Origin of the sequence: Saccharothrix sabaoui, from assembly GCF_051756985.1 — a bacterium.
Lineage (GTDB): Bacteria > Actinomycetota > Actinomycetes > Mycobacteriales > Pseudonocardiaceae > Actinosynnema.
Genome location: NZ_JBPKJK010000054.1, coordinates 1 through 18,878 on the forward strand (window position 1 = coordinate 1; position 18,878 = coordinate 18,878).

Below are 18,878 nucleotides of genomic sequence, written 5' to 3' on the forward strand. Positions count from 1 at the left end.
CCGACGCCTGCCTCGCGGTAACGCCCCCCGGGGTCACCGGGTCATCGTAGCGAGGTCGCGCCACCGTCCGAGGGCCTTCGCCGTCGGGGTGGTTCCCGGCCGGTCACCGGCGTCGATCTCCGCACGCCTGACCCAGGTCCGCGACGCCTCCGGGGGAATCCCGAGCTGATCGGCGATCCACCCGATCGTCCCGGCGGGAGCCCGCCGGGCCTCCACAACCATCCGGGTGGCCCGCTCACGCAGCTCGTCAGGGTACCTCTTCGGTGGTGCCGTGACTCCTCGCCATCCAGGCTTGGTGTTCTCCAGCAGACCCGGCACGAGACACCCTCGGCCGTCATCGCGAACACGTCCTGGTCGAAGCCAAGGCGATCACGACGTCCGGGGAACTTCATGACTGCGTGCTACGAGCGCATCGAGCTTCAGCGCTGTCGGGCGCCGCACGGCCGGACGGCTGACAACGTGGTCGGCACAACGCCCGCCGCGACGCCGGGATCCGCCCGGTCACGGGGGTGTGGTCGGTTCGATCAGGAACTCCTGGTCGGAGGCGGTGGAGCAGGGGACCTGGACGATCTCGGCGCCGGTGGAGGTGGCCCGGTCGCGCAGGCCAAGGCACAAGTCGGTGACGACGGTGTGGATGCGGACGTGCGCCACGCCCGGCGGGCCGGACGGCTCGACCCGAAACCGCTGGGCCGGGTCGTAGTCGGTGCAATCGCCGCGTAGTTCGAGGAAGTCGTGGTCCGGCCTGTCGAGCAGGACCGCGAGACACCTGATGCCGTGGTCCGGGTGGTGCAGCTGGATCTGCACGACGTCCGCACCGAGAGGCTCGATGAACACGTGCGGGAGGGTCGTGTCCGCGCAGGACCGTTGGACGGCGGTGGCGTGGCGGCCGGGCCGGTCCTCGGTGAGGCACAGTTGGGGCGTCCGCGCGGGGTGGATACGTGCCCAGCTGCCCACCTGTCGGATGGCCGGCCCCTCCATCAGCAGCACGGACGGCGAGGCCGGTGCGGACCTCCTGTCGAACACCGCGTCGACGGCCAGCGTGCCGACGATGCCGATGACGGTGGCCGCGAGGAGGCTCGCCACCCGACGCCATCGCGGGACACGAGACCGGACCGGTGTGCCGGTAGTCGGGACCGGGACCGGCTCGTCGTCGTCCTCATCGGCAGCCCGGATGGCGATGTGGCGGCGGGTCTTGAGCCACAGCAGCACTTCGGCGTCGCCGAGCCCGCAGGCGCGGGTGAAGGTGTCGACGAAATGTTCCCTGGGCAACGTGGCGCGGCCGAGCGTGGTCGCGATCGTGCTGGGCGGCAGCCGGTCCTGGTGTGCCGCCGTCTTTCCCTCCAGTTGTCGGTAGGTCAGCCCGGACCACATCCGCAACGCGCGCAGTGCCGCGGTGAATTCGGCTGCGGTGGTGGCCTCGGTCGGCTGCGGTGCTGCCGACGGCGACTCTGCTGAGCCGCCCCCTCCGTGGCTCATGGCACAAGCATGGTGGTCCAGTCCACGTGAGGCGACCGCCGATCCAGCGGGCGGTGTTGGGCTGTTCGGGTGTGTTCGTGAACAGGTTGAGCTACGTTCCGAACAGGCCCCGAACAGCGATTGTCCCCGGCGAACGAATCCGAACAACGCTTTGTCTTGTTCACCCGCTCCGAGCAGCCCTACTCTCGAAGAGTTTCTGTCGACCGGTCCGCGAAGTGCCATTCCGTGGACTGTGCGTCATTGCACCTTCGGTTTTCGTCTATGCAAGGAGCGCTCATGGGCAAGATCGCCGTCCTCACCAACGACCTTCAAGGCGATGTGGTTCACCTGACCCCCGAACGGACCGCGGTGATAGCCGACGCACAGCCCCACTACACCGCTTTCCTGGACGAGATGCGGCACCGCGGCCACACCGTGTACCACCTGCAGTTGATCAACCTCCCCGACGACCCCAACGCGAACCGCAAAGCCGACGGAACCCTTCCGCTCCAGCGCGGCACCGAGGGCGCCGAAATCCTGCCCGCCTTCCTCGCGGACGGTGACGTGGTCGTGGAGAAGAACAAGGACAGCGGTTTCTACGAGACCGAGATGCACGACCTGCTCCAGGCCGCCGGCGTCGACACCGTCGTCGTCACCGGCCTGCAGACCCAGATCTGCGTGCAGACGACCGCCGCCGACGCCTTCTTCCGCGGCTACAACGTGTGGGTGCCGTCCGACTGCGTCGTCTCCGACAATCCGGCGGACCGAGACCGCTCCCTCACCTGGCTCAGCGGGTACTGCGCCACGGTCGCCGACTCGTCGGAGATCCTGGAAACCCTTGACGCCAAGGGTGAACTTCCCCGCAGGGTCGTCAAGACCCTGCCGTGATCACCGGACTTCCCGACCCCGATCACCACGATCCGCCGATTCTGCGAACGGTCGTTTCGCGCGCACCCGGAAAGGGAGGACGCTCAATGGCAAGCTCGGTCACCGGCCCTGATGAGGTCGTTCTCGACCACGGCAGCGGGGCCAAGCTCAGCCATGAGCTGGTCTCCCTCGTCGTCGACACGCTCGGCGACGTCTACATCGGCGAGATGGAGGACAGCGCCGTGTTGTCCATCCCCGCCGGGCGGATCGCGATGACCACCGACTCGTTCGTGGTCGACCCGCCGTTCTTCGGCAACGGCGACATCGGCAAGATCGCGGTCTGCGGCACGGTCAACGACCTCGCGGTGGTCGGCGCGCGCCCGCTCTACCTCACCCTCGGGATGATCCTCGAGACCGGTCTCCCGATATCCCGCCTGCTCCAGGTGGTCACCTCGATCAGGGAGGCGGCCCTCGAAGCGGGCGTCCAGATCGTCTGCGGCGACACCAAGGTGGTCCGCAAGGGCGAGGTCGACCAGATCTACCTCAACACGGCCGGCATCGGCGTCTTCGAACGCGCGCCGCTGCGGATGCGCGACGTCCGACCCGGCGATCGGGTGATCCTCAGCGGGTCGATCGGCAACCACACCGTGCACCTGCTGTCGATCCGGGAGGGCCTCGGTTTCGAGCAACGCGTGCTCAGCGACTGCGCGCCGCTGAACGGGCTCCTGGACGAGCTGTTGGCGACGACGGGCGAGGGCGCGGTGCACTCGGTCCGCGACGTCACCCGAGGCGGTCTGGCCGCCGTCCTCCACGAGTACGCGCAGGCGTCCGGGCTCACGATCAGGGTCGACCAGGACCGGCTGCCCATCCAGTTCGAGACCGTGATGGCCACCGACATGCTGGGGATCAACGCGATCCACGCCGCCAACGAGGGCTGCCTGTGCCTGTTCGTCGCCCCCGAGGCCGAGCAGGAGGTGCTGGCCGCGCTCCGCTCGCACCGGTACGGCGGGGAAGCGGTCGCGATCGGCGAGGTGACCGCGGACGCGGAACCGGTGGTCCTGATGCGCGACGGCGACGGGCGCGACTCCGTGATCGAGGAGCTCCAGGGCTCCGAGCTGCCGCGCCTGTGCTGAGCGCGAGAGGGGACGAGGTGCCGAACAGCTATTCGGGAATCCGGCGGCGCATCCGCGTGGTGGGCGTGGTCCAGGGCGTGGGGTACCGACCGTTCGTCTACAAGCTGGCGTTGCGGCACGACCTGACCGGCTGGGTGCTCAACGACCCGGAGGGTGTGCTGGTCGAGGTCGCCGGCCGACCCGAGGAGGTGCTCCGCTTCACCGAGAGCCTGAGCACGCACGCGCCACCGCAGGCCCGGGTCACGGCCGTGCGGGTGGAGGAACTGCCCGCCGCCGCGGCGGAGCCGGAGGGGTTCACCATCCGGGAGAGCCTGCACGGCGGACTGCGCACCACGGTCGTCCCCGCCGACTCCCACGTGTGCGCCGACTGCCTCGCCGAGCTGCGCGACCCGACCGACCGCCGGTACCGCTACCCGTTCGTCAACTGCACCAACTGCGGCCCGCGTTACTCCATCATCCGGGAACTGCCCTACGACCGGGCCGCGACCACCATGGCCGTCTTCACGATGTGCCGGCCCTGCGCCGTCGAGTACGGCGACCCGCTGGACCGCCGCTACCACGCCCAGCCCAACGCGTGCACCGACTGCGGCCCCCGGCTGCTGTCGGCCGGTGCCGACGGCGCGACGACCGAAGGGGAGGAAGCGCTCGCCGCGGCCACGGCCGCGCTCACCGGGGGCAGGATCGTCGCGGTCAAGAGCGTCGGCGGGTTCCACCTCGCCGTGGACGCCCGCAACGCCGAGGCCGTCGCACGGCTGCGGACCCGCAAGCGGCGCGATTCCAAGCCGTTCGCGGTGATGGCCCGCGACCTGGACACGGTCACCGGGTTCGCCGAGGTCCGTCCCGCCGAGGCGGACCTGCTGCTCTCCCCGGCTCGCCCGATCGTGTTGCTGCGCAAGCGGTGCGACGGCCTGCCGGAGCAGATCGCACCGCGCAACCCCAACCTCGGCGTGATGCTGCCGTCCGCGCCGCTGCACCACCTCCTGGTCGATCACGCCGGCTTGGACGCGTTGGTCATGACCAGCGGGAACATCTCCGGCTACCCGATCGTGCACCGCAACGAGGACGCGTTGGCGCAGCTGCACCGGGTCGCCGACCTGATCCTCTACAACGACCGCGACATCGAGGTCCGGGTCGACGACTCGATCGTCCGCTACTCCGAGCACCCCGAACTCGACGAGCCGGTGGTCAGCTTCATCCGCCGTTCCCGCGGCTACGCGCCGTACCCCGTGGAAGTCGGCACCGACCTGGCGTCGCTGGTGGCGTACGGCGCCGAACTGAAGACCACGGTGGCGTTGAGCAGCGGTTCCCGGGTCTACGTCAGCCAGCACATCGGCGACGTCAAGAACGACGAGACGTTCGTGGCGCACCGAGCGGCCGTCCGCCACCTCGCCGAGCTGCACGAACTCCGGCCGCAGCACGCCGCCGTGGACCTGCACCCGCAGTTCCGCGCGACGCGCTTCGCACTCGAGGAGCAGGGCGACGCCTTCGAGCACGTCGTCCGGGTCCAACACCACCACGCGCACATGGCGTCCTGCATGGCCGACAACCGGCTGGACGGCCGGACGATCGGTGTCGTCTTCGACGGCGCCGGGTACGGCCTGGACGGCACCACCTGGGGCGGCGAGTTCCTGCTGGGCGACTACCGCGACGCCCGCCGCGTCGCGCACCTGCGGACCGTGCCGCTGCTGGGCGGCGACAAGGCGGTCACCGAGCCGATCAGGACCGGGTTCGCCCTGGCCCTGGACGCGCTCGCGGACACCTCCGCCGCGCTCGCTGCTTTCCCGGTCCTGGCACGCCTGGACGAACAGCAGCGGCACGTCTTCGCCACCATGGCGCGACGCGGGATCAACGCGCCACCCACCTCCAGCATGGGACGGCTGTTCGACGGTGTCGCGGCCTTGCTGGCCATCACCACGCACGCCGAGTACGAAGCGCACGGTCCCATCGAGCTGGAAGGCCTGCTCGAACGCGACTTCACCATGGCGGAACCCCGCCGGCGGTACCGCTTCGACCTGCTGGAGCATGACGGCGTCACGGAGATCGACCCCCGTCCGCTGATCCGCACGCTCGCCGCCGACGTGGCCGCGGGCCTCGACACCGCCGTGATGAGCCGTCGTTTCCACTCGGCCGTGGTCGACGTCGTCGTGGAGCTGTGCCGGGCGTTGCGCGTGGCGGGCACCGGGCAGGTGGTGCTGTCCGGCGGCGTCTTCCTGAACGAGTTCCTGCTGGTCAACTGCCTGGTGGAGCTGCGCGCGGCGGGGTTCGACGCGTATTGCCACCGGCAGGTGCCGACCAATGACGGTGGCATTTCGCTCGGCCAGGTCGTGGTGGCCGACGCCAGGCTGGCAGGCGGTGAGCGGTGACCGCGCCCCGTGCCCGCCGAGTCCGCCGAATCGCGGGGCGGCACGGGACGCGCAGAACCGAGGAGAGAAACGAACCATGAAGAAGTACCTGATCACCGGTGGGCGCGGGTACATCGGGTCGGTGCTGACCCGACGGCTCTGCCGGTCCGGATCAGAGGTCGTCGTGGTCGACAACGGTCTGGTCGACGGTCCGGAACTCGACCTGCCCAGGGTCACCTACGTCGACGGCGACGTCCGCGACATCGGCTCGTGGGACAAGGCGCTCGGCGGGGTGGACGCGGTGGTGCACCTGGCGGCGATCGTGGGCGATCCGGCCTGCGCGGTCGACACGGACACCGCCTGGGAAGTCAACTACCTCGGCACGGTCCGGGTCGTCGAGGCGTGCCGGCGTGCAGGTGTGCGGTCGTTGGTCTTCGCCTCCACGTGCAGCAACTACGGGTTCACGGCGGACAAAGAGGTGGACGTGTGGTCGCCCGTGACGCCGCAGTCCGTCTATGCCGAATCCAAGGTGAGGTCCGAGCACTACCTGCTCTCGTTGCCCCGGGACGTGCTCTCGTCCCGCCTGCTGCGGTTCGCCACCATCCACGGCCTTTCACCTCGGATGCGTTTCGACCTCGCGGTCAACGTCATGACGGCGGACGCCGTGGCACGCGGCCGCGTCACCGTCCACGGCGGCACGCAGTGGCGGCCGTTCCTGCACGTCGAGGACGCGGCGGCAGCCGTGCAGCTCATCCTCCGGGATGGCCGGCGTGCCGCTCCCAGCGTCTACAACTGCGGTTTCGGCGAGGAGAACTACCGCATGGACACCATCGGGGAACTCATCGCCGAGGAGATCGCCGGTGTCCGCCTGGAAATCCGCAAGGAGCAGACGGATCCGCGCAACTACCGGGTGAACTTCGACCCCATCGGGCGAGAATTGGGTTTCACTTTGGGCCACCGGGTGGTCGACACGGTGCGGGACATCCGGGACGCCATGGTCAACGGCGGGTTCACGGACTTCGAGTCCCCTCGGTACAGCAACTACCTGACCGCGGTCGCGAAGCGCGACGACCCGGTCTCCGCGTAGCCGGCTCCGTCCCGGCGTTCCCACCCGACGAGCGCGTTCCGCCATCCACCGGAGGACCCCGACCATGACCGACACCACCGTGGACGCCGCCCGCCCGCCGCGCTTCCCCGAACTCGTGCCCCTGGCCCGCCCGACCGTCGAAGCCGACGCCGAGTTGGAGTCGGCCATCAAGGGGATCCTCCAGTCCGGCATGCTCACCAACGGCAGGCACGTGCGGGAGTTCGAAGAGGCCGCGAGCGCCTACCTGGGTGTCGGCCACGCGGTCGCGGTGAGCAACTGCACGACCGGCCTGATGCTCGTGCTCCGCTGCCTGGACCTGACCGGTGACGTCGTCGTGCCGAGCTTCACGTTCATGGCTTCCGGCCACGCGATCGACTGGGCGGGCAACGGGGTCCGGTTCGCCGATTCCCACCCCCGGACCTGGACCCTCGACCCGAACGCCGCCGCACCGCTGATCACGGGGGCAGCGGGGGTGATGGCCGTGCACACCTTCGGCGCGCCATGCGACGCCGATCGGCTGCAGGAGCTGTGCGACACCAAGGGCATCCCGCTCGTCATCGACGCCGCGCACGGCTTCGGGAGCCGTTACCCCGACGGCACCATGGTGGGCGGCAAGGGCGTGGCCGAGGTGTTCAGCCTCAGCCCGACCAAGACCCTCAGCACCGGAGAGGGCGGGCTGGTCACCACGAACGACGCCGCGCTGGCCGCGGAGCTGCGGACGGCGCGCGAGTACGGCAACCCGGGTGACTACGACAGCCGCTCCATCGGGCTCAACGGCCGCATGACCGAGGTCTCCGGGGTACTGGGCGTGCACGCGCTCAAGAGCTTCACCCGGTGGATCCGCACCAGGCGGTCCCTGGCGGAACGCTACCTCTCCCGCTTGGGCGGCCTGCCGGGCCTGGAGTTCCAGGAGGTCCCGACAGGCGCGGCGAGCTCGTACAAGGACCTGGGTGTTCGCGTGGACGGCACGCGGTTCGGGATGACCCGCGACCGACTGGCCGAGCGCCTGGCCCGCGAGAACGTCAGTACCCGAAAGTATTTCAGCCCGGCGTTGCACCAGCAGACCGCCTACCGGCACGTGCCGACCAGCGCGGACCTGTCCGTGACGGAGGGACTGGCGTCGAGCATGATCACGCTGCCGCTGTACTCGCACATGCCGGCACATCTCGTGGACGAGATCTGCGACCTGATCGGCGAACTGCACGCGGCCTGTTGAGCGGTCTAGCGCGAAAGTGGTGGTAGAGCATCGTGAACAACTACGTGGCGGACCTGCGCGAGCTGGTCGGGACCCGGCCGCTGATCCTTCCCGGCACGTCGGTCGTGGTCGCCGACCCGGCCGGTCGGGTCCTGCTCCTGGAGCGGGTCGACACCGGGGGCTGGGGACTGCCCGGCGGACTCATGGAGCCGGGGGAGTCGTTCGAGGAGACCGGGCGGCGCGAGGTGAAGGAGGAGACCGGCCTGGACGTCGGCGACCTGAGCCTGCTCGGGATCTTCTCCGGTGCCGAGTACTACTACCGCTACCCGAACGGTGACGAGATCTTCAACGTCACCGCCGCCTACGCGGCCCGGTTGCCGCAGGACGCCGCCATACTCCTGGACACCGCGGAGAACAGCACGTGGCGCTTCTTCGCCCTGGACGAGATCCCGGACACCGTGATCACCCCGGAGCGGCCCATCATCGCGGAATACGCCAAGGTGGCGCGGTGACCGGGCCGGAACCGGACTACACCGCGTTCATCGAATCCTGCCTTCGCGAAGCGTCCGGGGTGGCTACCCGGATGCAGGGCTCCGGCCGGGCGACGGTCAAGCCGGTGGACGTGAACCAGGTCGTCACCGACACGGACCTGGTACTGGGCGCGTTGCTGACCGGGCGGATCAGGGACGCCTACCCGCGGCACGCGATCCTGGAGGAGGAGAGCGGCGGAACACCCGGTGACCACGGGATCACCTGGGTCGTCGACCCGTTGGACGGCACGAGCAACTACGCCGTCGGCAGCCCCCTGTACGGGGTGATGATGGCGGCGGTCGGCCCGGACGGCGTGCTCGCCGGCGGCTTGGCGCTGCCCGCGTTCGGCACGGTGTACGTCGCCCAGTCCGACCGCGGGGCCACCCGTGACGGGCAACCGCTCGGGCCGCTCCCGACCACCGGGCTCGACCGCTCGCTGGTGGCGTACGGGATGGACAAAGGGGCGGCCGACCTGATGGCGGCCGAAGGGCGGCTCGTCACCACCATCGGCACGGCGTGCCTCGGCGTCCGCATGAGCAACAGCGTCTTCGACATCTGCATGGTGGCCGACGGCGCGTACGGCGCGTTCGTGCACCGCGGTTGCCGGATCTGGGACGTGGCGGCGGCGGTGTGCGTCCTGGGGGAGTGCGGTGGTCGCTGCACCGATCTCGACGGGCGGCCACTGGACCTCACGCGCCCGCTGGAGAAGGCCGACCAGGTCTTCGAAGTCTGCTTCGCCTCAGCCGCCACGCACCCCTCGCTCATCACCGCGATCGCCACGGCGGTCCCCGTACCCGAGGAGGACTGATCGGCGTGACCACCACCCGCCCCGTCCGGCACGGCCAGGACACCCGAGTGGGCGTCCTGGCCATGATCATGGGACTGACCTGCGGCTACGACGCCACCGCCATGGCAGGCGCGCTGGTGCTGGTCACGGACCACTTCACCCTCGCCACGACGCAGCAGGGCTCCTTGTACGCCGCCACGGCGGCCGGGTGGATCGTCGGCGCGCTGCTGGGCAGCAGGCTCGTCAACGCGCTGGGCCGCCGGACGACCCTGCTCGGGTTGGCGCTGCTGTACCTGGCGGGCACCACCCTGGCCGTGACGTCGGTCAACCTCGTGTGGCTGGACGCGAGCCGCTTCGCGCAGGGCATCGCGATCGGCATCGCCATCGTGGCGACCCCCGTCTTCATCGCCGAATCGGTCTCGACACGCGCTCGTGGACGCACCGCCGTCCTGTACCAGGTGGCGACTTCCCTCGGGTGCGCGATGGGGTACATCGGCGGCTACTTCCTCACGGGCAGCGGGCAGTGGCGGCTGATGATCGCCGTTCCCGGTGTCCTCGCCCTCGTCACCGCCCTGTGGCTGACACGCCTCCCCGAGACCGATCGCCGGCGTCAACACCGGGGGACCGGCTCGACCGCCGGTTCCGCGCGTCCGCCGGGCGTCCTGCGCGCCCTGTTCAGCCCGCGCTACCGGACGCTGACGCTGTTCGTCATCACGCTGGGGTTCTTCGTCCAGGCCACGGGCATCAACGCGATGGTGTTCTTCAGCCCGCGGATCTTCGAGCACATGGGGTACACCGACACCTTCGGAGTGCTGGTGCTGCCCGGTTTCGTCCAACTCGCGGGCGCGGGTGCGGCGCTCGTCTGCGCGCTGACGACCGACCGGTTCGGCAGGCGACCCGCCCTGCTCGCCGGCACCACCCTCATGGGCCTGGGACACGCCCTGATGGTGCTCGGGTTCGCCGTCGACTCGCCGGAGGTGGTGGGCCTCCTCGGCCTGGTGGTCTTCGTCGTCGGTTTCAACTCCGGTTTCGGGGCGCTGGTGTGGGTCTTCGCCGCCGAGGGCTTCCCGGACCACCTCCGCGGCGCCGGGGCGTCGGTGATGCTGCTGACGAACCTCACCACCAACCTGGTCGTCGCCCAGTTCTTCCTGGGCCTGCTCAACGCCGTCGGCGGCCTGGCGACCTACCTCGTCCTCCTGGCCATCACCGTCGCGGCCTGGCTCTTCGTGTTCTTCCTCGCCCCGGAGACGAAGGGCCGTTCCCTGGACGAAGTCCAGTCCTACTGGGAGGCCGGTCGGCGCTGGCCCGCCACCGACGACACACCCGCCGCCCGCACGTGAGACGGCCGTCCCGCGCCGCTCGTCCCGGAGGGCGGTCACGGCTTCCGCAGCCGCCCGGTCGCCGACCAGCGCACCCGGCGAGGTCGGGATCCTCGGCCACCACGGCTTCGAGCGGTTCTGCCGGCGATGGGAGGTGCGGTCCGTGCCGCGGCGCAGTGACGTGAACTCCGTGCTGGTGATCGGACCCGGTCCGATCGTCATCGGCCAGGGCGCCGAGCTCGACTGCGCCGGCACCCGGGCGTGCCGTGTGCTCAAGGCGGAGGGCGTGCGGGTTGTGCTGGTCAACAGCAACCCGGCGACCATCATGACCGACCCGGAGTTCGCCGACGCCACCTACGTGGAGCCGGTCACCCCCGAGACGGTCGAGCAGGTCATCGCCAAGGAGCGGCCGGACGCCCTGCTGGCCACCTTCGGCGGCCGGACCGCACTCGACAACGCCGTCACCCTGCACGAGTCCGGCGTGCTCGCCCGGTACGGCGTCGAGCTGATCGGCGCCGACATCGACGCGGTCCGTGCGTGCGGGAACCGCGAGGAGTTCAAGCGGATCGTCGGGCGGGTGGGCGCCGACGTCGCCCGCGACGCCACCTGCCACACGCCGGAGCAGTGCCACGCCGCAGCGGCGGAACTCGGCTACCCGATCCTGGTGCGGCCCTCGTTCACGACGGGCGGTTCCGGCTTCGCCCACGACGAGCGGCAGCTGTCGGCCATGGTGGGCGCCGGGCCGGTGTCGAGCCCTGCCCGGCAGGTGCTGTTGGAGGAGTCGGTCCTCGGCTGGAAGGAGTTCGAGCTCGAACTCCTGCGCGACCGCGACGACAACGTGGTCGTCGTCTGCTCGATCGAGAACCTGGACCCGATGGGCGTGCACGCCGGCGACTCCATCACCGCGGCACCGGCCACGACGCTGACCGACCAGGAGTGCCGGCGGATGCGCGACGTGGCCATCGCGGTGGTCCGCGCGGTCGGCGTCGACGGCGGTTGCAACATCCGGTTCGCCATCGACCGGCGTACCGGCCGCACGATCGTGGTCGGGGCGAACCTGCGCATGTCCCGCTCCAGCGCGCTCGCCGCCAAGGCGACCGGCGTCCCGATCGCCGAGATCGCCACCAAGCTGGCCGTCGGCTACACGCTGGACGAGGTACCCGACGCCATCACCGGGCAGGCTCCGGCCGCCTTCGGACCGAGCCTGGACCACGTCGTGGTGAAGGTGCCGCGGTTCGCGTCCGGGAACTTCCCGACTGCCGACGCGGGCCTCACCACCCGCATGAAGTCGGTCGGGGAGGCGATGGCGATCGGCCGGTCCTTCCCGGAAGCGCTCAACAAGGCCCTGCGCTCGCTGGACGAGGACGGCGGCTCCCTCAGCTGGGCCGAGCAGCCGGGTGACAAGGACGCTCTGGTCGAGGCGAGCCGACGGCCCACCGACGTCCGCATCCACACCGTGCACCAGGCCATCCGGGCCGGCGCCGCGGTCGAGGAGTTGGCCGCCGCGACCGGCATCGACCCGTGGTTCCTGGACCAGGTCCGGCGGATCGAGGAGGTCGCGCGGGCGGTCGCCGGGCAGGACGGCGCGATCCGGCCGGAGACGCTGGTGCTCGCCAAGCGGCACGGCCTGTCGGACGCGCAGATCGGCGAGCTGCGCGGCCTGCCCGAGGACGAGGTGCGCGAACTGCGCTGGTCGCTGGGCATCAGACCCGGGTACGAGGCGGTCGACAGGTGCGCGGCGGAGTTCGCTGCCCTGTACTCGTCCTACGGCGAGGAACCCGCCGCGCCACCCGCTGTCGCGCCACCGGCTGTCGCGCCGAAAGTGGTCATCCTCGGCAGCGGGCCGAACCGGACCGGCCAAGGCGCCGAGTTCGACTACGCGTGCGTGCACGCGAGCTTCGCGCTCGCCGCGGCCGGCTATGAGACCGTGATGGTCAACTGCAACCCGCAGGCGGTGTCCACTGACCCGGACACCAGCCACCGCCTCTACTTCGAGCCGCTCACCTTCGAGGACGTGCTGGAGGTGGTGGCCGCCGAGCAGGCCACCGGCGAGGTCGTCGGGGTGCTGGTGCAGCTGGGCGGGCAGACGCCGCTGGGCCTGGCCGCGCGCCTGGAGGCCGCCGGGGTGCCGGTTGTCGGCACCAGCCCGGCGGGCATCGACCTGGCCGAGGACCGCGGCGCGTTCGACGCGCTGTTGGCCGAGGTGGGGCTGACCGCGCCGACGCGCGGCACGGCGACGTCGTTCGAGCAGGCCGAGCGGATCGCCGACGAGATCGGCTACCCGGTGCTGGTGGACCGGTTCCCCGACAACGCGATCGAGATCGGTGTCGACGCGCTCTACGACGGCCGCGAGCTGTACCTGGGGGGCGTCGTGGAGCACGTCGAGGAGGCCGGCGCGCACCCCGGCGACTCGGCGTGCGCGCTGCCGCCGATCACGCTCGGCCGCGCCGACATCGCCCGGGTCCGCGAGTCCACCCGTGTCCTGGCCGACGGCATCGGGGTGCGCGGGCTGGTGAACGTGCGGTACGCGCTCGCGTCAGGCGTGCTGCACGTGCTGAAGGCGAATCCGCGGGCCGGCCGCACCGTTCCGTTCGTGTCCAAGGCCACCGGCGTGCCGCTGGCCAGGGCCGCCGCCCGGGTGATGCTCGGGTCCACCATCGACGAGCTGCGCGCGGAGGGCCTGCTGCCGCCCGACGGGGACGGCGGCACGCTGCCGCCCGAGGCTGCCGTCGCGGTCAAGGAGGCGGTGCTGCCGCGGAACCGGTTCCGCACTTCCGAGGGGCACGGCGTGGACAACTCGCTCGGCCCGCGGATGCGCTCCACCGGCGAGGTGATGGGCATCGGCGCGGTCTTCGGCGCTGCCTACGCCAAGGCACAGGCCGCCGCCGGCGGCCCGCTGCCCACCAAGGGCCGGGCCTTCGTGTCGGTCGCCGACCGCGACAAGCGGGCCACGATCTTCCCGGTGAAGGCGCTGGCCGACGTCGGGTTCGAGATCCTGGCCACCGCGGGGACCGCGGAAGTCCTGCACCGTCACGGCGTCGACGTCACGGTCGTCCGCGCGCACGGTGACGGGTCCGGCCGCGACGACGAGCCGACCATCGTGAGCCGCATCCTGACCGGCGAGGTGGACCTCGTCGTCAGCACCTCGTCCGGGCGGCGGGACGACTCCGAGATCCGCACCGCCGCGGTGGCGCGCGGCGTCCCGTGCGTCACCACCGTCCAGGGCCTGGCCGCCACCGTGCAGGGCATCGAGGCCGTCGACCGCGGCGACGCGGTGGTCACCTCGCTCCAGGAACACGCCCGGCTGCGGTGCCCACCACCCGCCGACCCACCAAGCACCAACAGCTCGGAAGCGGCTGCCGAGGCAGACCGAGGCCGGGGCTGATGGTCGCGTACCGGAGTGCGCGCCGGCGTTGCTGGAGTTCGGCGGCGGCGTGTTCGCCCAGGACGCGCACGCCGCGTGGGAACCGGTTGTGCGTGCGGTTGTCGACGTGGAGCGGGCCGCACGCAGGTCGTGACAGGAGCCGGGCTCCACATCGGACACCCACAACGGGGTTCCGCGTGGGTCACGCCCTCGTCGTGGCGCCGTTCGAGCACGTCGTGCGGCTCGGGTGCCCGGTCGGCGAGGACGTCGACGCCCTCGCGCGGGTAGCGGTAGCCGGTGGCCTGCGGGTTCCGGCGTCGTGGGCCAGGCGGTGGACCCGGCAGCGGTCGCGGAACGATCGGGTTCCGCCGCTGCCGGTCAGCGTCGGCGGGCGGCGAGGCCCAGGACGGCGCCGGTCGCGAACACGACGGCCACCACGCGGACCACCGCGTCGAACTCCCAGCCGTGCAGCACGTTGACCAGTTGGGGGCCGAGGCTGGCGCCGATGAACATGGCGCAGGCGTACAAGGCCACCGCGGCGCCGCGGCTCGCCCCACCCCGCGCGCCGACCGCCTCCACCAGCGCGGGCGCGCTGATCGCGACACCGCCGACGAGCAGCAGCAGGACGCAGGCCAGCGCGATCACCGAACCGCCCACCGCGGAGCCGGCCAGGGCCGCCACCGCCGCCAGGCCCAGGCCACCGGACAGGCGGACGTGCCGGGGCAGCAGGCCGAGGACCGGGGTGAGCAGCGGCACGGCGATCATGGCCGGCAACGCGCTGCCGCGCAGCCACAACAGCGCACCGGGGTCACCCGCGATCCCGGGCGGGCCGCTGACGCTCACCGCGGTGTAGACGGCGACGAACCCGCCGAGGACGGTGGCCGTCGCGCCGTACAGCGCGAGCAGTCGCGGATCGGCCAGCAGCCTCGGCATCGCGGCGAACGCCGAGCGCACGGACGTGGCCCTGCCGGGCTCGTCCGCGCCGAGTACGCGGTGTGCGGGCAGGGCGGCCAGCGCGAGCAGCGGTCCGGACACCAGGAACACCGCGCGCCACCCCGCCGCCGCCTCCACGGCCTGCGCGCCGACCTGCATGACCACCGCGGCCGCCAGGAAGCCGCTCGTCACGCAGGTCAGCACGAGCGGGCGGCGTTCCGGTGCGATCCGGCTGGTCACGTAGGAGAAGGCGGCCGGCGCGAACGACGCGGCGGTGAACCCCTGCAGGGCCCGCAGTGCCACGCCGGACCCGAGGTCGCCCGCGGCCGCGACCGCGGCCGTGGTGACCGAGGTGGCCAACAGGCCCCACACGATGACCCGCCGCGGTCCGTACCGGTCGGCCAGCGGCCCGGCGAGCAGGAAGCCCGCCGCGTAGGCCGCGCCGAAACCGGTGGCCAACCAGGTCGCATCGCCGACGGGCAGGCCGAACGCGCCGCTCATCGGTGCGAGCAACGGGAGGACGACGTACATCTGGCCGACGACCAGGATGCCCGCGGCGGTCAGCAGCACGGTGGTGCGGGCGGTCGGGCGGAAGCCCTGGACGTCGCCCGCGGGCGGTGTCACCGACATGGGGCGAGCGTACCAACCAACCGTCTGGTTGGTTGGGCGGAACGGCGAGGATTATGGTGACCGGGTGCCAAGGGACGCCGCCGCCACACGGGCCAGACTGATCGCCGCCGCCCGCGCCGAATTCGCCGACCAGGGGATCGCCGGTGCCAGGGTGGACCGCATCGCCCGGCAGGCCGGGGTGAGCAAGGAGCGCATCTACGGCCACTTCGGCAGCAAGGAACAGCTGTTCGAGACGGTCGTGCGGGAAGCGCTGCGCGAGCACACCGCGGCGCTCGACCTGCCCTCCGGCGACATCGGCGAGTACGTCGGCCGGGTCTACGACCTCCACCGGGCGAACCCGGAACTGCTGCGCCTGCTGCTGTGGGAGGCGCTGCACTACGGCGACGCGCCGCTGCCGGACGAGCGGGAACGGGAGGAGCACTACGCCCGCAAGACCCACGCCCTGGCGCGGACGCTGGGGATCGCGCCGAACGGATCGGCCGCGTTCGCGCTGGTCGTGACCATCGCCCTGGCGGCGTGGCCGGTTGCGACCCCGCAGTTGACCCGGGCGATCACGGGCGGGTCGGACGACGACGGCCTGCGCGAGTTCCTGGTGCGGTTCGCCCGTCGGGCGCTCGCGCCGGAGGCGCCTGTTCCTGGTACTGCTGATCCTGGGAAGTCCGGCGCCCAGGAAGATCTCGCCCATTGAGCGGCGCACCCCCCTGCCCCATAGTTGGGTTCACCTCCAGAAAACGGGGAAAATCGCAGAAGGAGCGTTCATGGGCTCGATCACGCAGGACGAGGCCGCCTTCAGGGTGGCCGAGGGAATCGCCAAATCGCGCGAACTCGGTGTGGCCATGAACATCGCGATCGTGGACAACGGGGGACACCTGGTGCAGTTCTCCAGGATGGACCTCGCGTGGCTCGGTTCGATCGACCTCGCGTTGAAGAAGGCGAAGACGGCCGTGTACTTCCGGATGCCGTCGAGCGGCATCGGGGAGATCTCCCAACCGGGGGGGCCGGTCTACGGCATCGAGCACAGCAACGCGGGGCTGGTGACCTTCGGCGGGGGGATGCCGATCACCGACGATTCGGGCGAGGTGATCGGCGCCGTGGGGGTGTCCGGCGGCACCGTGGAGCAGGACTGCGCGGTAGCCGAGTCGGTCGTGGGCGCGCCGGTCGCCGGCTGAGGCCGGCGGCAGGGGGAGGGGCCGAACATGGGGCTGTTCGGTAATGCCGGCCGCTGGGAGGGCGTCATAGGGTGCTTGCTCACGCCCTATGACGCCCTCGGGGGTGTCGACGCGGAGACGCACGCCGCGCAGGTGGACTTCCTGCTCGGCTCGAAGGTGCCCGCACTGTGCGCGCTCATGCACGTCGGCGAGTCGTTGAACCTGTCCTTCGCCGAGCGCAGGCGCGTCACGGCGCTGACCGTCGAGGCGGCGGCCGGGCGGGCGCCGGTCGCGGTGCACGTGAGCTGTGCCGGTACGGCGCACACCGTCGAACTGGCGCGGCACGCCGAGTCGGTCGGCGCGTCGGCGGTCGTCGTGACCGCGCCGTACCACTGGCTGCCGGGGGATCGCGGCCTGCTGGACCACTTCGACGCGGTCGCCCGTGCGGTCGACATCGCGGTGCTGGCCTATTCACCGGCGCCGTCCATGGGGCCTCCGCTGTCGCCGGGACTGGTCGCCGAGCTGGCCCGACGCCACGAGCACTTCCTCGGGCTCAAGGAGGCAAGCGGTCTGATGGGGGCTTTCGCCGAGTACGTCCGAGTGGTGCGAGGGGTTCGCTCGGACTTCTCGGTGCTGGGTGGTGTGGAGTACGCGTTGCCGCAGCACGTGCTGGGTGGGGCCGGGTGCTTCTCGATCTGCGCGGTCATCGCCCCGAGGCTGGTCACCGGGCTGTGGGAGGCCACGGTCGCCGGCGACCACGAGCGCGCGGGGGTGCTCCAGGCGCGTGCGGCGCGATTGCTCTCGCTGCTCGTGCCCGGTTACCCGGCCGGGCTCAAGGCCGCCGCGGAGATCATGGGACGACCGTGCGGCCCCACCCGGCTGCCGATACCGGAACTCACCGCCGGTGAGAAGGACGCCCTGGCCGCCGCTCTGGCCGCGGAAGGGGTGCTGGATCAGGAGCCGCACGGGTGGGACCCGTTCGTGGGGACGGACGGGGTGCGATCGGACGGAGGCGGGGACGCGCCGCGGGACCGGACGGGACAAGCGCCGCCCTGACCGGGCGGGACAAGGGGGGAACACATGACCGGTACCGGCGTTGAGGCCTGGGACGGACAGCGGGTCGAGGCACTCGCAGAGCGGTACCGCCGCTGGGGGCGGTGGGGGCCGGACGACGAGCTCGGCGCGCTGAACTTCATCGACGCCGAGGCGGTGGTCGGTGCCGCGGCGCTGGTCCGGCGTGGGCGCGTCATCTCGCTCGCGATGCCGTTGGACGCGCGGGGTCCGCAGACCGGCGCCTACGGGCGAGGGAACCCGGTGCACCACATGGTGCAGGACGGCGGCGACATCGCCCTCGGCGCGCAGGATCACCTGCCGGGGCTGCGGTACACGGACGACGCGGTGAGCATGCCCCTGCAGTGCGCCACGCACTGGGACGCCTTCAGCCACATCTTCTACGACGACCGGATGTACAACGGCTACGGGCTCGCCGAGGTGACCAGTTCGGGCGCCGCCAAGTGCGGCGTGGAGCGCATGAGCGCGGGCCTCACGGGCCGGGGCGTGTTGTTGGACGTCGCCCGGTTCCGCGGGGTGCCCGTGCTGGCACCGGGTGAGGCCGTGCACGACCACGAGCTCGAAGCTTGCGCGAGGCACCAGGGCGTGACCGTCGGTCGGGGCGACATCCTGCTCGTCCGCACCGGTCACCTCGGTCACGCGCGGTCGCGCGGCTGGGGTGACTACGCCGGTGGCGCCGCGCCGGGGCTCGCGTTGTCCAGCGCGCGGTTCGTGTGCGAGCGGGAGGTCGCGGCGGTGGCCTCGGACACCTGGGGCGTCGAGGTCCGGCCCAACGAGACCGCGGAGATCTTCCAGCCGCTGCACCTGGTGCTGCTGGTGAACGCCGGGGTCGTGCTCGGCGAGATGTTCGAGCTCGACGAGTTGGCCGAGGACTGCGCCCGGGACGGCGTGTACGAGTTCTTCCTCACCGCCGCGCCCCTGCCCTTCACCGGCGCGGTGGGTGCGCCCGCGAACCCGATCGCGGTGAAGTGATCGGCGTGTGGTCCGGTCGCGTCGAATAATCTCGGGTTTCGGAG

Annotated in this window: 15 protein-coding genes; 13 read left to right on the forward strand and 2 right to left on the reverse strand. The window is 71.4% G+C overall.

Annotated features, from left to right (window positions below; all coding sequences use genetic code 11):
- Nucleotides 1-501: 501 nt before the first annotated feature.
- The gene (locus ACR807_RS18640; RefSeq protein WP_438922610.1) at nucleotides 502-1,476 is read right to left on the reverse strand and encodes a helix-turn-helix domain-containing protein; all 975 of its coding nucleotides are present in this window, start codon (nucleotides 1,474-1,476) and stop codon (nucleotides 502-504) included.
- A gap of 276 nt (nucleotides 1,477-1,752) precedes the next feature.
- Between ACR807_RS18640 and ACR807_RS18645 the strand changes: the two genes are divergently transcribed.
- The 9 genes from ACR807_RS18645 to carB all read left to right on the forward strand — a co-directional run bounded on the left by ACR807_RS18645 (nucleotide 1,753) and on the right by carB (nucleotide 14,101).
- Entirely contained in the window at nucleotides 1,753-2,343 is a 591-nt protein-coding gene (locus tag ACR807_RS18645) for a cysteine hydrolase family protein (RefSeq protein WP_438922611.1), read from the forward strand.
- Nucleotides 2,344-2,429: 86 nt separating this feature from the next.
- Nucleotides 2,430-3,455, forward strand: coding sequence for a hydrogenase expression/formation protein HypE (gene hypE, locus ACR807_RS18650; protein ID WP_438922612.1), 1,026 nt, complete (start codon nucleotides 2,430-2,432; stop codon nucleotides 3,453-3,455).
- Between the two features lie 17 nt (nucleotides 3,456-3,472).
- Entirely contained in the window at nucleotides 3,473-5,818 is a 2,346-nt protein-coding gene (gene hypF, locus ACR807_RS18655; protein WP_438922613.1) for a carbamoyltransferase HypF, read from the forward strand.
- 76 nt (nucleotides 5,819-5,894) lie between these two features.
- A complete protein-coding gene (locus ACR807_RS18660) occupies nucleotides 5,895-6,884 on the forward strand; it encodes an NAD-dependent epimerase/dehydratase family protein (protein ID WP_438922614.1) in 990 nt (329 codons plus the stop codon).
- Between the two features lie 64 nt (nucleotides 6,885-6,948).
- Complete coding sequence (locus ACR807_RS18665) at nucleotides 6,949-8,100, forward strand: DegT/DnrJ/EryC1/StrS family aminotransferase (RefSeq protein ID WP_438922615.1); 1,152 nt, start codon at nucleotides 6,949-6,951, stop codon at nucleotides 8,098-8,100.
- A 32-nt stretch (nucleotides 8,101-8,132) separates the two neighbouring features.
- Entirely contained in the window at nucleotides 8,133-8,591 is a 459-nt protein-coding gene (locus ACR807_RS18670; protein WP_438922616.1) for an NUDIX hydrolase, read from the forward strand.
- The gene (locus ACR807_RS18675; RefSeq protein ID WP_438922617.1) at nucleotides 8,588-9,418 is read left to right on the forward strand and encodes an inositol monophosphatase family protein; all 831 of its coding nucleotides are present in this window, start codon (nucleotides 8,588-8,590) and stop codon (nucleotides 9,416-9,418) included. The genes ACR807_RS18670 and ACR807_RS18675 overlap by 4 nt, the downstream gene beginning before the upstream one ends.
- Before the next feature lie 5 nt (nucleotides 9,419-9,423).
- On the forward strand, nucleotides 9,424-10,737 hold the full coding sequence (locus tag ACR807_RS18680; protein WP_438922618.1) for an MFS transporter: 1,314 nt from the start codon (nucleotides 9,424-9,426) through the stop codon (nucleotides 10,735-10,737).
- 142 nt (nucleotides 10,738-10,879) lie between these two features.
- A complete protein-coding gene (carB, locus tag ACR807_RS18685; RefSeq protein WP_438922619.1) occupies nucleotides 10,880-14,101 on the forward strand; it encodes a carbamoyl-phosphate synthase large subunit in 3,222 nt (1,073 codons plus the stop codon).
- Nucleotides 14,102-14,458: 357 nt separating this feature from the next.
- Here the strand turns inward: carB and ACR807_RS18690 are convergent, their stop codons facing one another.
- The gene (locus ACR807_RS18690) at nucleotides 14,459-15,643 is read right to left on the reverse strand and encodes an MFS transporter (protein ID WP_438922620.1); all 1,185 of its coding nucleotides are present in this window, start codon (nucleotides 15,641-15,643) and stop codon (nucleotides 14,459-14,461) included.
- Between the two features lie 64 nt (nucleotides 15,644-15,707).
- Here ACR807_RS18690 and ACR807_RS18695 point away from each other — a divergent pair, with 64 nt between their 5' ends.
- The 4 genes from ACR807_RS18695 to ACR807_RS18710 all read left to right on the forward strand — a co-directional run bounded on the left by ACR807_RS18695 (nucleotide 15,708) and on the right by ACR807_RS18710 (nucleotide 18,834).
- On the forward strand, nucleotides 15,708-16,331 hold the full coding sequence (locus ACR807_RS18695) for a TetR/AcrR family transcriptional regulator (protein WP_438922621.1): 624 nt from the start codon (nucleotides 15,708-15,710) through the stop codon (nucleotides 16,329-16,331).
- Between the two features lie 70 nt (nucleotides 16,332-16,401).
- Nucleotides 16,402-16,812, forward strand: a complete 411-nt coding sequence (locus ACR807_RS18700) for a GlcG/HbpS family heme-binding protein (RefSeq protein ID WP_438922622.1) — start codon at nucleotides 16,402-16,404, stop codon at nucleotides 16,810-16,812.
- 27 nt (nucleotides 16,813-16,839) lie between these two features.
- A complete protein-coding gene (locus ACR807_RS18705; protein ID WP_438922623.1) occupies nucleotides 16,840-17,847 on the forward strand; it encodes a dihydrodipicolinate synthase family protein in 1,008 nt (335 codons plus the stop codon).
- A gap of 24 nt (nucleotides 17,848-17,871) precedes the next feature.
- The gene (locus tag ACR807_RS18710) at nucleotides 17,872-18,834 is read left to right on the forward strand and encodes a cyclase family protein (RefSeq protein ID WP_438922624.1); all 963 of its coding nucleotides are present in this window, start codon (nucleotides 17,872-17,874) and stop codon (nucleotides 18,832-18,834) included.
- The last annotated feature ends 44 nt before the right edge of the window (nucleotides 18,835-18,878 follow it).

Coding starts and splice junctions, on each gene's coding strand:
- ACR807_RS18640 (WP_438922610.1), bottom strand. CDS start 1,476: ATGAGCCACGGAGGGGGCGGCTCAGCAGAGTCGCCGTCGGCAGCACCG.
- ACR807_RS18645 (WP_438922611.1), top strand. CDS start 1,753: ATGGGCAAGATCGCCGTCCTCACCAACGACCTTCAAGGCGATGTGGTT.
- hypE (WP_438922612.1), top strand. CDS start 2,430: ATGGCAAGCTCGGTCACCGGCCCTGATGAGGTCGTTCTCGACCACGGC.
- ACR807_RS18660 (WP_438922614.1), top strand. CDS start 5,895: ATGAAGAAGTACCTGATCACCGGTGGGCGCGGGTACATCGGGTCGGTG.
- ACR807_RS18665 (WP_438922615.1), top strand. CDS start 6,949: ATGACCGACACCACCGTGGACGCCGCCCGCCCGCCGCGCTTCCCCGAA.
- ACR807_RS18690 (WP_438922620.1), bottom strand. CDS start 15,643: ATGTCGGTGACACCGCCCGCGGGCGACGTCCAGGGCTTCCGCCCGACC.
- ACR807_RS18700 (WP_438922622.1), top strand. CDS start 16,402: ATGGGCTCGATCACGCAGGACGAGGCCGCCTTCAGGGTGGCCGAGGGA.
- ACR807_RS18705 (WP_438922623.1), top strand. CDS start 16,840: ATGGGGCTGTTCGGTAATGCCGGCCGCTGGGAGGGCGTCATAGGGTGC.
- ACR807_RS18710 (WP_438922624.1), top strand. CDS start 17,872: ATGACCGGTACCGGCGTTGAGGCCTGGGACGGACAGCGGGTCGAGGCA.